12 protein-coding genes and 1 pseudogene are annotated in these 14,305 nt (G+C 63.8%); 2 read left to right on the forward strand and 11 right to left on the reverse strand.

What is annotated here, in order from left to right; translation table 11 throughout:
• Positions 1 to 63: 63 nt before the first annotated feature.
• The 4 genes from RP6297_RS16270 to RP6297_RS16285 all read right to left on the reverse strand — a co-directional run bounded on the left by RP6297_RS16270 (position 64) and on the right by RP6297_RS16285 (position 3,793).
• On the reverse strand, positions 64 to 621 hold the full coding sequence (locus tag RP6297_RS16270; RefSeq protein ID WP_009239792.1) for a DNA-3-methyladenine glycosylase I: 558 nt from the start codon (positions 619 to 621) through the stop codon (positions 64 to 66).
• A gap of 10 nt (positions 622 to 631) precedes the next feature.
• Positions 632 to 1,603 carry a magnesium and cobalt transport protein CorA gene (locus RP6297_RS16275; RefSeq protein WP_009239793.1) on the reverse strand — a complete coding sequence of 324 codons (972 nt, stop codon included), beginning with the start codon at positions 1,601 to 1,603 and terminating at the stop codon, positions 632 to 634.
• 29 nt (positions 1,604 to 1,632) lie between these two features.
• Entirely contained in the window at positions 1,633 to 2,130 is a 498-nt protein-coding gene (locus RP6297_RS16280) for a MarR family winged helix-turn-helix transcriptional regulator (protein ID WP_009239794.1), read from the reverse strand.
• Positions 2,131 to 2,200: 70 nt separating this feature from the next.
• Positions 2,201 to 3,793, reverse strand: coding sequence for an MFS transporter (locus RP6297_RS16285; RefSeq protein ID WP_009239795.1), 1,593 nt, complete (start codon positions 3,791 to 3,793; stop codon positions 2,201 to 2,203).
• 423 nt (positions 3,794 to 4,216) lie between these two features.
• Here RP6297_RS16285 and RP6297_RS16290 point away from each other — a divergent pair.
• Positions 4,217 to 4,432, forward strand: a pseudogene (locus RP6297_RS16290) (methyl-accepting chemotaxis protein); the annotation flags it as partial.
• Positions 4,433 to 4,447: 15 nt separating this feature from the next.
• Here the strand turns inward: RP6297_RS16290 and RP6297_RS16295 are convergent.
• The 5 genes from RP6297_RS16295 to RP6297_RS16315 all read right to left on the reverse strand — a co-directional run bounded on the left by RP6297_RS16295 (position 4,448) and on the right by RP6297_RS16315 (position 11,064).
• Complete coding sequence (locus RP6297_RS16295) at positions 4,448 to 5,173, reverse strand: OmpW/AlkL family protein (protein ID WP_009239796.1); 726 nt, start codon at positions 5,171 to 5,173, stop codon at positions 4,448 to 4,450.
• Positions 5,174 to 5,325: 152 nt separating this feature from the next.
• A complete protein-coding gene (locus RP6297_RS16300; protein ID WP_009239797.1) occupies positions 5,326 to 7,275 on the reverse strand; it encodes an acyl-CoA synthetase in 1,950 nt (649 codons plus the stop codon).
• A gap of 5 nt (positions 7,276 to 7,280) precedes the next feature.
• On the reverse strand, positions 7,281 to 8,234 hold the full coding sequence (locus tag RP6297_RS16305; protein WP_009239798.1) for a fumarylacetoacetate hydrolase family protein: 954 nt from the start codon (positions 8,232 to 8,234) through the stop codon (positions 7,281 to 7,283).
• Between the two features lie 48 nt (positions 8,235 to 8,282).
• Complete coding sequence (locus tag RP6297_RS16310) at positions 8,283 to 9,353, reverse strand: VOC family protein (RefSeq protein WP_009239799.1); 1,071 nt, start codon at positions 9,351 to 9,353, stop codon at positions 8,283 to 8,285.
• 10 nt (positions 9,354 to 9,363) lie between these two features.
• The gene (locus RP6297_RS16315; protein WP_009277129.1) at positions 9,364 to 11,064 is read right to left on the reverse strand and encodes a bifunctional 3-(3-hydroxy-phenyl)propionate/3-hydroxycinnamic acid hydroxylase; all 1,701 of its coding nucleotides are present in this window, start codon (positions 11,062 to 11,064) and stop codon (positions 9,364 to 9,366) included.
• Positions 11,065 to 11,200: 136 nt separating this feature from the next.
• On the opposite strand from RP6297_RS16315, the gene RP6297_RS16320 reads away from it, so the two are divergent.
• Complete coding sequence (locus RP6297_RS16320) at positions 11,201 to 11,956, forward strand: TetR/AcrR family transcriptional regulator (RefSeq protein WP_009277128.1); 756 nt, start codon at positions 11,201 to 11,203, stop codon at positions 11,954 to 11,956.
• 43 nt (positions 11,957 to 11,999) lie between these two features.
• Here RP6297_RS16320 and RP6297_RS16325 read toward each other — a convergent pair whose 3' ends face one another.
• Positions 12,000 to 12,671 carry a PqiC family protein gene (locus RP6297_RS16325; protein ID WP_009239802.1) on the reverse strand — a complete coding sequence of 224 codons (672 nt, stop codon included), beginning with the start codon at positions 12,669 to 12,671 and terminating at the stop codon, positions 12,000 to 12,002.
• Positions 12,671 to 14,266 (reverse strand): PqiB family protein, encoded by a 1,596-nt coding sequence (locus tag RP6297_RS16330; RefSeq protein ID WP_009239803.1) that lies wholly within the window; start codon positions 14,264 to 14,266, stop codon positions 12,671 to 12,673. The genes RP6297_RS16325 and RP6297_RS16330 overlap by 1 nt, the downstream gene beginning before the upstream one ends.
• Between the last annotated feature and the right edge of the window lie 39 nt (positions 14,267 to 14,305).

The following is a 14,305-nucleotide window of genomic DNA, read 5'->3' on the forward strand; positions in this document are numbered from 1 at the left end:
CCGTCAATATTGGGATTGACGAGAATAACGGACATTCGCCCGATCAAAAAGAGGCCTTACGCGCTACACCTGGCCGGCGCGAAAACACCCGGCTTCGTGGTCATCCACCATGCCGGTGGCCTGCATGAAGGCGTAGCAGATGGTCGGGCCGACAAACTTGAAACCGCGCTTGATCAGCGCCTTGCTCATCGCCTTGGACGCATCGGTCGCGGCGGGTGCATCGCGGTAGCTGTCCCAGCGGTTGACGATGGTCTTGCCATCGACAAACGACCACAGGAATGCGTCGAGCGAACCCATTTCTTCCTGAAGTTCCAGCACCTTCCTCGCGTTGATGACGGCACCTTCTACCTTGGCACGATTGCGCACGATGCCCGGATCGGCGAGCAGCTTTTCGATGCGTGCCGGCGTAAATCGCGCTACGCGTGCCGCATCAAACCCCTCGAACACCTCCTGATAGCGCGCCCGCTTGCGAAGGATGGTCTGCCACGACAACCCAGCCTGCGCACCCTCCAGGATCAGCATCTCGTAAAGGTGGCGATCATCGTGCGAGGGCACGCCCCACTCGGTGTCGTGATACTCGATCATCAGCGGGTCTTCGCCCGCCCAGCAGCAGCGCGCCATCTCTTGTCTCCTAGATCCAACCCGATTTGCGCAGCTTGCGATACAGCCACACGCAAGCGGTGGCCGTGCACGCCAGCACGATGGGATACCCCGCCGGATGCTCCAGCTCCGGCATGCCCTTGAAGTTCATGCCGTAATTGCTGAACACCACGGTCGGAATAGCCAGAATAGCGCCCCACCCCGCCAGGCGCTTCACGATGTCGTTCTGCGTGACCGACACCAGCGCCACGTTCACCGAGATGGCCGTGGTCAGCATTTCGCGAATCACATCGAGTGCGCCCACCGCGCGGTGCGCATGGTCGGCAATATCCCGAAAATATGCGCGCAGTTCTTTGGGGACCACGTCTTCATGCAGGCGCACAAGCTGACCGGCGATGTCTTCCACGGGCAGTGCGGCGTTGCGCAGGCGCAGAAGCTGGCGCTTGAGCGTATAAAGCCGCTCGATGGCCGCGCGATCGAACGTGTCGCCAAAGATCTGGCTTTCGATCTGCTCGAACTCTTCCTGCAGGCGTTCCAGCACGGGCTGATAGTTGTCGACCACGAAGTCCATCACCGCGTACAGCGCAAACGGCGCGCCCTTGGCCAGCAATTGCGGCGTGCGCTCGCAACGCTCGCGCACCGGCGAATACGACGCCGACGGCCCATGCCGCACCGAGACAAGAAAGTCCCGACCGACAAACAGGTGCGTCTCGCCAAAGACGACGTTGCCGTCTTCCATCTGCGCGGTGTTCAGCACGATGAAGAGCACATCGCCGTACACCTCCAGCTTGGGCCGCTGGTGCGCGTTGCGCGCGTCTTCAATGGCGAGATCGTGCAGGCCGAATTCCTCCTGCACGCGGTCGAGCATCGCGTTGTCGGGCTCATGCAAACCGAGCCAGACAAACGAGCCCGGCGTGTGCAGCACGTCGCTGATGGCCTCGACGGACAGGTCGCGCTCACGCTTGCCGTTGCGGTACAGCGCGCTGTTGATCACCATGGACATGGTTGTCTCCGGAACGCATTCAGCGCGCATTAGCGGTCTGCGGGCTGATCTGCGGATTTGCTATCGGATGCGGTAGAGGCCGCGGTGGCCAGCGCCGGCACTTCAGCCAGGCGTGTTTCAATTTGCGCCAGCGCTTCGGACAACGCGTGGACGAGATCGTCCGGCAGCCCATCGAGCGTGGCATTGATGAAGGCGATGCGGCGCGGCATGCAGTCAAGCACGACGGCCAAGCCGGCGTCTGACAGCGACACGTTGGTCAGACGGTTGTCGCGTGCATCCGTTACGCGTTCGATCCAGCCGAGCTGCTCGAGCACCTTGAGCTGGCGGGTGAGCGCGCCAGGGTCCATCTGCAGGCGCTCGGCGAGCTGTTTCTGAGCCATGCCGCCGCCGGTGTTGTCGTGCAGCGCCAGCAGGATGCGCCAGCGCGGCATCGGCTGGCCGACATGCGCCTCGAAGGCGGACATGAACGCACGATAGGTGCGGCCGAACTGGTGCATGACGGCGAAGCGTTCGCGTTCAGAGGTCATCGATCAGGGCTGAGATTGCTGGGAAACCGCGCATCCTAACCGCTCCGGCTTGTTCTCGCCTATCCGGCGCCTATTCCGTATGTTGCACGGGCTCGACATGGTGCAGCACCACGGGCGGCACCCGCCGCACATACCAAAGGCCGATCAGCGCCACCACCGTCGCCACGATCAGGCCGATATGGATGGCACCCACCAGCACATGGCGCGCAGCTTCGAGCAGCGCCGCACCGTCGTGGCCGGCAGCATGCAACTGCGAAAGCAAGGCGGCTTGCGCGTCATGATCGATGAGAATTTCGGGATCGGCAAGCTGGCGCAGCCACTGCGTCGCACTGTCGGCGCTCAGCACATTGGCAACGCCCGAGGCATAGCGCTCGCTCACCAGCGTGCCGACCAGCGCCGTGCCCACCATGCCGCCTACCATGCGCAGCGATTGCAGCAGCGCCGTGGCAATGCCCAGATGCGTACGGCCGGCCGTCTGCTGCGCAAACACGGTCAGATTGGGCAACACGAAGCCGAGCCCCAACCCTGCCAGCAGCATCAGAAGCGTCAGTACCACGTGCGACATGCCCCAGAAGGACACTGACATGCCCCCCACCGCCACCGTCAGCAGCGCAAAGCCGGCATACAGCATGGCGTTGGGCTTGGGAATGCGCGTGACGATGCGCCCGTTGATGATGCTGCCCAGCGTGATGCACACCACCAGCGGCGTAATCACCAGGCCGGCTTCCTGCGGCGACATGCCGAACCCGCCCTGGAACAGCAACGGTGCGTAGAACAACACGGCAAACATCGAAAAGCCCGACAGCAACGCCAGCATGAACAGCGCAGCCAGTGCGGGGTTGCGTAGCATGTCGAACGGCAGCAGCGGCTGCTCCGCACGCTGCTCCCACCACCACAGCGCCACAAACGCCGCAGCCGACAGCGCCAGCGAGCCGAACAGCGGCAGCGACAGGCCGTGCCGCGGCAGCCATTCGACGAATAACTGCAACGCCCCCAGCGCCACCGTGATCAGAACTGCGCCCTGCCAGTCCAGCCGGATACGTCCGGTGTGCACGTTCTGACGCAGATGCGGCAGGAAGCGCCAGGCAAACCACAGCCCCAGCACGCCGAACGGGATGTTCACGTAGAACACCGACCGCCAGCCGAATGCCTGCGTCATCCACCCGCCCAGCGTCGGGCCGATTGCGTTGGCGATACCGAAAGAGGCGCTCAGCATCACCTGCCAGCGCAAGCGCACACGCGCATCGGGAAAGAGATCGGGAATGCATGCGTACGCCGTGCCGACCAGCATGCCGCCGCCAATGCCCTGCAGCGCCCGCGACCACACCAGGAACGTCATGCTGCCTGCCATGCCGCACATGACCGACGCCAGCGTGAAGACCACGATGGACGCAATCACAAACGGCTTGCGCCCGTAAAAGTCGCCCAGGCGGCCAAAGATCGGCACCGTCACCACGGAGGTCAGCAGATACGACGTCGCCACCCAGGCATACAGCTCAAAGCCTTTGAGTTCGGCCACCACCGTCGGCAAGGCGGTACCGACCACGGTCTGGTCGAACGCCACCAGAACGACGACAAAGCAAATGCCGATCATCGCCAAAAGCGATTCCTTGAACGGCAGGACCTGGGTATGGGAATGTGGGAGCGCGGTGTGGACGGCCATGACTGGGAGCGGCAATACAAATGCCGCATCAACGATTGATTCGTCAATTAATAGTGTAGCGAAATCCTGGAAGGCTTGCTTGCGCGTGATGTGGAAAGACACGCTGCTGCGCGGCGAAGACCCCATAAAGCTCGGCAACCACTGGGCCGCCTTCCTCAAGGACGAGCTAGCGGTTGCTGACCAGGCAAAGACGCACCAGGCATCCCCCCCCCACCGGATAAGAGCCGAGACCTCATCGCGCAATTTTCAACGGCTCACCTCGCCATGGGCGTGGGTGACCGCAAGGGCCACGATATGTTCGTGGCCGCTTCCTTCGCCCCACCGTAGGCGACAAGGTGGTCGCGGGCGTGCATCGCGAGCCTGCGCGTCTGCTAGACGAAGCAGCGCGGTAAGTCGCCACGGAGAGCGCAGCGGTCTCCGCGAAAACTGCCGACTGAGATTTCGTCGGCCTCCACCGAGCAGAGCACCGGCATCGAGCAGGTCGACATCGCAGTGGGCCAGATCGAAGGAGTCACGCAGCAGAACGCGGCGATGGCGGAAGAGGCCTCTGCGGCGGCAAACGCCGCGGCCGAGCAGGCCGGTGCACCGCGCCGCGCCGTCTCCATCTTCAAGTTGGACGACGGCGCGATTGGCGTCTGAGCAAGCACGCGGCCGCTAGAACCGGTACCCCACCGACAGAAAGCTCGCCAACGGGTTGATCCGCACCTTGGTCGTCGTTGTTACGGTGCCCACGGGCGCCTGCGTCGTCAGCGTCGCCTTGGTGGACAACCACATATACGACACCGATGCGCCGATCGACCAATGCGCGTCGAGGTTGTACGTCAAGCCGGCATTGACGATGGGGGCGAACGATTTGCTGAGCGATGCCGTGGTCGGGCCGACCAACATGGAGCCCGTGGTTGGCGAGGCGAGAATCTGCCCGGTTGCCAACGGCCGGCTCAACTCGATATCCCGATACCAGACATAGCCAAGCCCCACGCCAAGGTACGGCCTCACGCGCGCATTCGGTTCACCAAAGTGGTATTGCACTTGCGCAGCCGGGCTCCATGCGCGGGCGGTGCCCAACTCACCAACCGGTGCGAGTGATCCGGTTCCGCTCAGGTGCAGCTTGGGCGGGACGCCCAGCACCGTTTCCAGGGCCACATGATCCGTGACGAAATACCGTGTGGTGAGCGCGAAGGTATTGGCGTTGGCCAGCGTCGACCCGCTGCCGGGCACCTCGGCCGATTGCCCGAGTGCATGCACCGTCAGCGGTTGGCTGGAATCTTGAGGGGCGAGATGCATCCAGCCTGCATTGACGACCCACTGCCCTGCCGATTGCGCATGGGCGAGCGAGGTCGCCGCGAGCGACAAGAGCATTGCCGCGCGTGTGTGCTTCATGTTGTCTCCGATTTTTCTAATGTAGGTACTGCAACTGCAGGAATGCGCCACCATGCGGCGCGGGGCACTTCGCCTGCTCACGCGACAGTGCGCAGGCGAGGAATTCCTCCTTCAGCCGGATCAGCCAGGACGCTGCTTCACCGGCACTTCAATCAATTGACGGAAAAGGGAAATGGAAAGCGGCCAAGCACTTCACGCGCGACGGCAATCGATGCGCTGGCGTCGAGCCTGACCGACGCCACAAGCCCTCTGGATTTGTCTTCCGCCACTTCCAGAGCCTCAAAAGCGATACCCGCATCCTTGAGGGCTGCAGACAGGGCATCACGCGTTTCACGGTGCTTGAGTGCCGGCTTGAAGATCTTGCCCACGGCGGTCAGGGGCATCGTTTCAATGATGTTGACCTGCCGGGGCAGCGCCGCACGCTCCGCAATTTCCGCCTTCAGGAAGGCCAGCAGATCGGCTTCCGTGGCGGACGCACCGGCACGCAGTTGCACGTAGGCAACCGGCAGCTCGCCCGCATGCACATCCGGGCGCCCGACGGCGGCAGCAATCTGCACGGCAGGGTGACGATGCAGCGGCGCTTCGATGGTGAGCGGATCAATGTTGTGGCCGCCGCGAATGATCAGTTCCTTCTTGCGGCCGGTAAGCCAGAAGTAGCCCTGTTCATCCTGCCGCGCCAGGTCGCCGGTATTGAGCCACCGCCATCCATCGCCCGTATCGACCCAGAGCCCCTCGTTCTGCCCGGCCTGGCGGTAGCCCGAAAAGACGTTGGGGCCAGACACCACCAACACGCCCACCTCGTCTACAACGCAATCACGCAGATATGCCCCGCCCTCGTCCAGCACGACGGTCTTCATCTGCTGCATGGGCACGCGCAGGCCGATGGAGCCAAGGCGGCGCTCGCCCATCGGCGGGTTGACGCTGCTCACGCAGGTTGCTTCCGTCAGCCCATAGCCTTCGAGAATCTTGATGCCCGTCTGCTCCTGGAAGCGGCGAAAGACTTCGACCGGCATGGGCGCGGCGCCGCAGAGGCCGTATTCGAGCGATCGCACATCGCGCTCCCCAACGGGCACCTGCAGCAGCGAAGCGTAGAGCGTCGGCACGCCGCTGAAGAAATTCACGCGATGGTGTTCCACGATCTCCCAGAACCGCTGGATCACGCCGTCGCCGCGATAGCCCTGCGGCGTGCCGAGCACGACATGGGCACCCCTGGAAAACGGCAGCAGCCCGGTCACCAGAACGCCATTGACGTGGAACAACGGCAAGCCGCAAAACACCACCTTACCGGGGCCGATGCCCGCCCCCAGCACCTGCGCCGTGCTCCACGCGTTTGCGACTTCATTGCCGTGGGTGCGCATCGCAATCTTCGGCAAGCCCGTAGTGCCGCCGGTACAGAAGTACGAAGACGCATCTTGCGCGGCAATGTGCCGCCGGCTGTTCAGGCCGTCTGCGCGCTGCGCCTGGATGGCGCTGTTGAAATCGTGGATGCGCACCGACATGGGAACTGCGCCATGCACGCCTTGCGGACCGAGCAATCGCAGCGCCTCGTTCTTTTGCATCTGCGCGGCACATTGCGCTGCGCCATGCACGCGGTCGGCCAGGTTCACCAGCACCAAGTGCCGCAGGCTCTTGATGGCGGGCAAATGCGGCTGCAGCTTGATCCAGGTATCGGTGCCGGGAAACGGCGCCAGTGTGACCAGCACTGACGCACCGGCAGCATTGAGCAGCTCGGCCAGCGCGGGCCCTTCGAGCAGCGGATTGAACGCCGCGACGATGCCGGCCGCCTGCCCGCCCCAGATCACGAAATGTGTTTCCGGCAGGTTGGGCAACACAAACGCAATCACACTGTCTTTCTTGACGCCGATGCCGTCGAAGAAATTTGCCGTCTGCGTGATGCGTTCAAGAAGCGCTGCGTAGCTCCACGTCTGGGGGGTGCGGTGGTCATTGACGCTCAGAAAGAAGCTCAATGCCGGCGCCTGCGGATTCAGGCTGGCGCCGCGACGGATCATTTCGTATGTGTTCTGCGGAAGGTCCGGCGGAAGACCGTGCCCTTCCACGGCTTCCACGGCTTCCACGTCCTGCAGGCTGGAGAAACCCGGCATGGCGCTTACTCCTCGGCAACGATGCGATTGCGCTGCGTGCCCAGATCGATCCGCCCGTCCGACGAGTGGATCCGAGCTTCCACCACGTCGCCCGGCTTCAGGTATTGGGGGCGCGCAGCCTGCACTTTCAGGAACATCTCCCACTTCGCCTTCTCGGGCAGCATCGCGGCCATCTTCTGCTTGGTCGGCGACGGCACGGACAGCGCGCAGCCCGCCGGCGTGCCGGTGGCCAGTAGATCGCCCGCTTCCAGGTCATGCACGCGAGACAGCTCGGTCAGCGTCTCGGCCGGGCCGTAGACGAGGTTGGCTGTCGTGTCGTTCTGCCGCAGCTTGTCGTTGACGGTCAGCTTGAGCTGCAGGCTCCTGAGCGCAGAGATCTCGCGCGGTTCCAGCAGCGTGAGCCACGGGCCCACCGGCCCGAACGTACGGAACGACTTGCCCTTGTAGAACTGCATCTGGGGGATCTGGACGTCGCGCGCGGAATAGTCGTTCACGATCACGGCGCCCGCCACGTATTCGTACAGGTTGTCGTCTGTCACGTCGACTGGCCCGTGAATCGCCTGGCGCATCACGAGGCCAAGCTCGATCTCGTAATCGAGAAACTGCACGCGCTTCGGTTTGATCACGTCGCTGTCGGCCGGGACGATGCAGCTCGACGCCTTGGTGAAGATCATGTTGTACGTCTTCACGTCCGGGTCCATGCCGGACTCGACCATGTGCTGGCGGTAGTTCGCGCCCTGGCAGATGAACTGCTGATTGCGCGTGACCGGGGACAGGAGCTTCACGGCGGACACCGCGATCAATTCACCATCCAGCGCGGCAAGCTGGGCCAGGGTTGTATTGCGAACGAAGTCACCGGTCGTGGCATAGGTGCCAGGCACGGGCGTAATGCGTGTATCGCGGATCACGCCCCATTGGGTCTGATCCTGGTATTCAAAGCGAACGATATTGATGGACATGGCGAAAGATGCGTTGGATGGGTGACGGCCGAGGGCGCTTGCGCTGCCTCAGGCAAAGATCCGGGCGAGCGTGACCAGCTTGCGCAGCGTCAGGTCGGGGCTGCGCCGCAGGTTACGGATGAGGGCCGCAATGGCCGCCGGTGTCAGCTTCGGCTTGGTGAAGCTGGCAGGCATCGACTGCCCCCACTGCGACATGGCCTCGCGGCTGACCGGGTGAATGCCGGTCGGCTGATCTGCGGTGAACAGGTCACCGTCGCAGTAGTGCTCGTGCTTGTCGCCCCACGGGTCTTGCCAGTAGTCGAAAATCTGGCTTCCGAGAATGTGCCGCCCCAACCCCCAGGCGTGCTTCCACCCCTGCTCGCGCAGCATGCGATGCCCCATGCCGACGGCATCGGCATCGATCAGTTCGAAGGCGCTGTGGCTGTACTTCGACACAAAACCCTGAGCCAGCGCGAGCGTGTGGTGGTCGGCCGGCGTGTCGCCCAAATCGAGCCGCATGAATGCGACCGCAGGCGAGCCGTCCGGCAACACCTGCACGTCGCTCGGTATGAAACCGAAGTGCTGCGTGTACCAGGCGCAGGTGGCCTGAAAGTCGGCAAGCTCCAGAACGACATGCCCCAGGCGAATCACCTCGGGTGTACCCACGGGCGGCCGCTGCGTTTCGTTGATGCGCAAAGGGGCGTCCACCGAGTTGAGCGACAACGCTGAACGGTGCGGCAGCTCGGTTGCCGGTGCCTGATCCGCAATGGCATCGACGCGGAAGCCGGACGGATCGACGAGTCGCACGCGATAGCCGCCGCCCGGCCAATCCAACGGCTCCACGGTCGAGGCGCCAGGCAGTTTCGTCAGGGCATCCAACGCTGCGCGTCCGGTCACCTGCAACCCGAAGCCGGCAAACGCGGCCTTTGGCGCCTTGCGCACGACATAGCAGAACGGCGCCGGGCCGGTGCCGCGCAAGAGCAATGTCGATTCGTCGCGCTGCACCGTCACGAGACCAAAGTCATTGAGAAACCGCTCGGCGCGTTCGAGATCGGGCCGATCGAACATCAGGTAGGCGAGCGCCAATGCCTTGGTCGTCGGCTGCGGATGGCGTGCAGGCTGTGCTGTGGTGAGTTTCATGGCAAGACACTCAGGCAGATTGAACGGCAGCAACGGCAGCCGCAGTGGCGGCGGCCATGGGCTCAGGTCGGCCGCCGAGCAGCGCCAGGCTTTCGCAAACGAGGCGGTCTGCCTCGGCGGCTGGCCCGTCATGGACGACCGTGCGATCCGGGCGCACAACGGCCGCCCAACCAACGGGCACCGCATCGGGAAGGAACGTGCCGTTGAGGTCCTCCCAAACGCCGGGCACCTCACGGTGCAGAGGCTGCCCCCGATGCGCGATCCGAACGAACGTACCGCCCAGGCGTTCGAATGCCGCTGCCGTTGCGGGCTCCAGCGCGGCGCGGGCGTCGCAGCCGAAACTGACGAGCGTGTATCCGTGGCCAAGCACGTCGTCGCTCAGGCACATGTGGCCCTCCGCGTTCCTGACCCAGCCCTGCGGGATCACTCCACCACGCATCAGCTTGGTTGACGAGCATCCTTTGACGAACAGTCCGGTCTTGAACGCGTTCTTCGGCTTGATGCGCAACTCCTCGAATTGCGAACGCAGGCCCGGCACCAGCCGGGTCAAACGCATCAAGCCGTGCGTCAACAGCGCGATGGGCGCACTGCGCGGCATCACCAGCTTGCCCATGAACCGCGCGAGATTGATCATGGCTTTCGCGTGCGGGCGGCGCTCCTCGTCGTAGGTGTCGAGAATCCGCGCATCGGCCCGTCCTTGCAGCACCCAGGCCAGCTTCCAGCTCAGGTTGGCGGCGTCCCGGAGTCCGGCGACCAGCCCTTGGCCAACAAACGGCGGGGTGATGTGCGCCGCATCGCCAACGAGGAACACCCGGCCAACGCTGAACCGGTCGACGGTTCTGGCATGAAAGCGATAGACCGCCTTGCGTTCGATCGTGATGCTGTCAACGTCCGTCCACGGTGCGAGCAACTCGCGAATACGGCTGTCCGATTCCATGTCGTCGCCGCTCTCGCCTGGCTGGAGCATGAACTCCCAACGCTCGCGCGCGCCTGGAGCGACCATGTGCGGCGTGGGGCGCCGGTGATCACAGAGAAATTCAACATGGTCGATCGGCTTGGGGACATGACGCGCATCGACAATGAGCCAATCCTCCGCGTACGTCGTGCCCCGGAATTCCTGCCCGATCAGGTGGCGCACGAGCGAACTCGCCCCGTCTGCACCCACCAGGTAGCGAGCGCGGACCCGGTGTACCTGCCCGCACCCGATATCCAGCGAAGCCAGTACGCCATCCGGCTGATTCGTGATGCTGAGCAGCGTGGTGCCGAGCGCGACATGCACATCACCGTGCGCTGCCAGGCGTGCGCGCAGACAGCGCTCCAGATCGGGCTGATAGAACGTGACGAGCTTCGGATGGCCATCCAGGCTGCCCAGCGTGTTGACACGCCCGAATTCGCCCAGCCAGGGCGAATGCATCCGGACGTGGGGAATGGCCACCGTTTCGAAATCGCCTTCGCTGATGCCTGCCTGTTGCAGGATCCGCAAGGCTTCGTTATCCAGCGCAATGGCACGCGGGGCCATATAGATGTCGGGGGCCTTGTCGATCGCCAACACGCTCACGCCATGAGGCGCCAGCAGATTGGCCACCATGGCCCCGACGGGGCCAAGCCCCACGACAAGGATGTCTATCTGAGATGGCAACTCACCTGCCCCCTGAGGGCATGCGCCATCCGCGACGCGTGAACTGGCACGCGCATGTGCTTTTGTCTCCACCGCTACTCCGTTTCTTTGTCTACGCCTCAGTCAGGCTTCTTCCGCCTTTTTTGACATTAAAGTCATGCCTGATGATTTTGTCAATATCGACATTCGAATCTATAATTCCGGCCACGACAAGGACCACCAGACCATCATGGCCACCACCGAGACTCGCCGAACTCCGAAGCGCTCCGTTGCGAAGACGCCCACTCCTCCGGCGCCCGCCGCTGACGAACGCGAGCCCCGTGGCGCACGGCGTAAGCGGGAAACACGCGCACGGCTGCTGGATGCCGCACTCCGGCTCATGGCTGATCGGGGCATGGAGGGCGTTGCCATCAACGAAATTACCGAGGCCGCGGATGTGGGTTTCGGGTCGTTCTACAACCACTTCGAATCGAAAGAAGCCATCTACGCCGCGCTGGTGAGCGCAGTGTTCGAGGAGTTCGCCGATTCGCTCGACAAGCTGACGGAAGGGTTATCCGACGCGGCCGAGATCATTTCGGTATCGGTGCGGCATACGTTGGTCCGGGCGAGGCGCGAGCCTGTGTGGGGGCGCTTCCTCATTCGGGAGGGCTTCTCGGCGCGCGTGCTGACGCACGGCCTCGGCCAGCGCCTGCTGCGCGATATCGAGCGCGGCATCGCGGCAAAGCGGTTTGTCGTGGCGGATCCGTTTATCGGATTCCTGTCGGTCGGCGGCACCGTGCTGACCGCCGTCTCGGCCGAACTCAACTTTCTGGCGCCCGATGCGCCGGCCGCGAATATCGTCAAAGAGCTGGGTTTCTCGGGGGAGCATTTCCCCGAACGCACGGCAGCGGCGCTGCTCCAGACGCTGGGGCTCAAGCGCGCTGAAGCCGAAAAAGTGGCCGCCCGGCCGCTGCCCGTTGTGGAGACAGCCGACAGCGCAAGCTGACCTGAGCGCCCGCGTTGCAGCGCGGGCGTCTAGGCGCCCCCCCTTACTTGCCGACGGTACTGGTCGCCGAATCCAGACAACCTGGCATCGGTCGCGCCACCTCTGCCGGTGCGGCGGCGTATGCCAGCAGCGCCTGGGCCATCTGCGAAGCTAGCGCCTTCAGCGCGCGCCGATGGCCCTCTACCACGCCGTCAATACCGGCGGATACGCTCTTCTGGACGATGCTGCGGCACGTCAGCAGTTGGCGATCATCCGCGGTGCGCATCGTCCAGACAGCATCGATCAGCACGTGCGAGCCGCGCCACGCATCAAACCGCTGTACATCCACGGCTACGCGGTAGACGGGCCGTCTCCCATCGTATGGAAGGCCGTGCAGGTCCATCGCGCGGATCTGCAACGCCAGCCCGGACGACAGCGCCGCACGAATCTCATCAGCCACGGGCGAAGCCCAGCGGTCCATTTCCAGGACATCGACCTGGCCTGAACCGGCCTGGACGACCAGCCGCCTGCCCGCCACCGACGGCGGAACACGTACCGCCACCACATCGACGAGATACGTTCGCACAGGTGCCTGTGCTGGTGCGGACACCGCAACGCCATCGGCATCGGCACCGAGCAAGCTATGAAAGCGCGCCGGCGGCGAGCTGCATGCCGCGAGCGCTGCGCAGGCAACCACGCCAGCAAGGGTGCGGCAAATTGGGAGCCACGACACCATCACCGCGCATCTCCTTTCTTGCCAAACAGCAGCGATTCCGGATGGCGTTCCAGATAGTCCGTCAGCGCATTGAGCGATTGAAGCGTGCGCGTCAGTTCCTGCATCGCCTCGTGCACATCCGACTGGAGCGGGGAATCCTGCCGCAAGGTTGCCTGCGCTGCGTTGAAGGTCTGCTGTGCAGACGCCAGTGTGTCCCGCGCCTGAGGCACCACTTCGGTATCCAGATGACCGAACAGGCGGTTCGCATTTTCGAGCGCGCCGTTCAGGTTGCTGCCGATCTTGTCGAACGGCACCTGGTTGAGCTTCTTCGCGATGTCGGCAAGCTGCACCTGCAATTCATCAAGCGAGTTCGGAACCGTCGGCAACTCCACCGGCGACCGATGGACATCGACCGTCGCACGCGGTGCCTTGGGGAACATGTCGAGCGCAACGTACAACTGACCCGTCAGCAGGTTGCCCATGCGAAGCTGCCCACGCAGCCCCTGCATGACCAAGTGCTGCAGCATTTCATGACCGCCCGGCGTGTCGGGCGCAGGAAGCGAGGTGTTGCTGCGCCGGCTGAGCCGCGACGGATACAGCGCCATCACAACACGCATGCTGAACGTTTTCGCCGCCTCGTCGTACTCGATGCCGATGTCGGTGACGTTGCCCAATGCAATGCCGCGCAAATCCACAGGTGCGCCGACAGACAGGCCGCGCAGCGACTGGTTGAACCGCATGACCACAGTCAGCGGCGCGCCGTCGGGCTCGCGCATTGCGTCCGATTCATCGGACGCCAGCGAGAACACCGCGCTGTCCGGGGGCGGCGGCCCATCCGGCTGGCCTTGGGGCGTCTGGAACGCCAGCCCGCCAACGATGACGGTGGCCAGCGATTGCGTATTCAGCTTCAGGCCGCTGGAATCGAGCCGGAGGTCGACCCCGCTGGCATGCCACCAGCGCGTGTTGGTGCCGACGTATTTGTCGTAGGGGGCGTTGACGAAGACTTTCACCTGCACGCCCCCGCCCTGCTTGTCCAACGCAAAGCCCACCACTTGCCCCACTTGCAGATGCCGATAGAAGACCGGCGCGCCGATATCGACGGAACCGAGCGAATCGCCGTGCAGCGAGAACTGGCGCCCCTGCTGATCCGTGGTGACGGAAGGCGGACTCTCCAGCCCCACGAACTGGGTCTGGCTGTCTTTGGAATGCCCGATATCCACGCCGATATACGCGCCGGAAAGCAACGTGCCCAGCCCGGATATGCCGCTCGCGCCCACGCGCGGTCGGACCACCCAAAACCGGGTGTCCTTGGCCGCAAAGCGCTCGGCTTCGCGCGCCAGCTGAATCTTCACCGTCACGCGTTTCAGATCCGGTGTGAGCGAGATGGCTTGTATCGTGCCGATCTCGACGTCCTTGTACTTCACCTTGGTCTTGCCTGCCTCAAGGCCCTCGGCATTGGAAAAGGTGACGGTCACGACAGGGCCTTTCTCGGCGATGGTCTTGGCGACCAGCGCAAGCCCGATCAACGCCGCGATCAGCGGCACGAGCCACACAATGGAAGGAAGCCAACGCCGTGGAGGCGTGATTTCGGGAAGAGGTAGATCGAGAGGACGCATTGCTTACAAGGAAGAGAAGGCGGACGGACGGTGTGCGCG

The organism is Ralstonia pickettii, from assembly GCF_016466415.2.
Taxonomy (GTDB): Bacteria; Pseudomonadota; Gammaproteobacteria; order Burkholderiales; family Burkholderiaceae; genus Ralstonia; species Ralstonia pickettii.

Coding starts and splice junctions, on each gene's coding strand:
- RP6297_RS16270 (WP_009239792.1), bottom strand. CDS start 621: ATGGCGCGCTGCTGCTGGGCGGGCGAAGACCCGCTGATGATCGAGTAT.
- RP6297_RS16275 (WP_009239793.1), bottom strand. CDS start 1,603: ATGTCCATGGTGATCAACAGCGCGCTGTACCGCAACGGCAAGCGTGAG.
- RP6297_RS16280 (WP_009239794.1), bottom strand. CDS start 2,130: ATGACCTCTGAACGCGAACGCTTCGCCGTCATGCACCAGTTCGGCCGC.
- RP6297_RS16285 (WP_009239795.1), bottom strand. CDS start 3,793: ATGGCCGTCCACACCGCGCTCCCACATTCCCATACCCAGGTCCTGCCG.
- RP6297_RS16295 (WP_009239796.1), bottom strand. CDS start 5,173: ATGAAGCACACACGCGCGGCAATGCTCTTGTCGCTCGCGGCGACCTCG.
- RP6297_RS16300 (WP_009239797.1), bottom strand. CDS start 7,275: ATGCCGGGTTTCTCCAGCCTGCAGGACGTGGAAGCCGTGGAAGCCGTG.
- RP6297_RS16305 (WP_009239798.1), bottom strand. CDS start 8,234: ATGTCCATCAATATCGTTCGCTTTGAATACCAGGATCAGACCCAATGG.
- RP6297_RS16310 (WP_009239799.1), bottom strand. CDS start 9,353: ATGAAACTCACCACAGCACAGCCTGCACGCCATCCGCAGCCGACGACC.
- RP6297_RS16320 (WP_009277128.1), top strand. CDS start 11,201: ATGGCCACCACCGAGACTCGCCGAACTCCGAAGCGCTCCGTTGCGAAG.
- RP6297_RS16325 (WP_009239802.1), bottom strand. CDS start 12,671: ATGGTGTCGTGGCTCCCAATTTGCCGCACCCTTGCTGGCGTGGTTGCC.
- RP6297_RS16330 (WP_009239803.1), bottom strand. CDS start 14,266: ATGCGTCCTCTCGATCTACCTCTTCCCGAAATCACGCCTCCACGGCGT.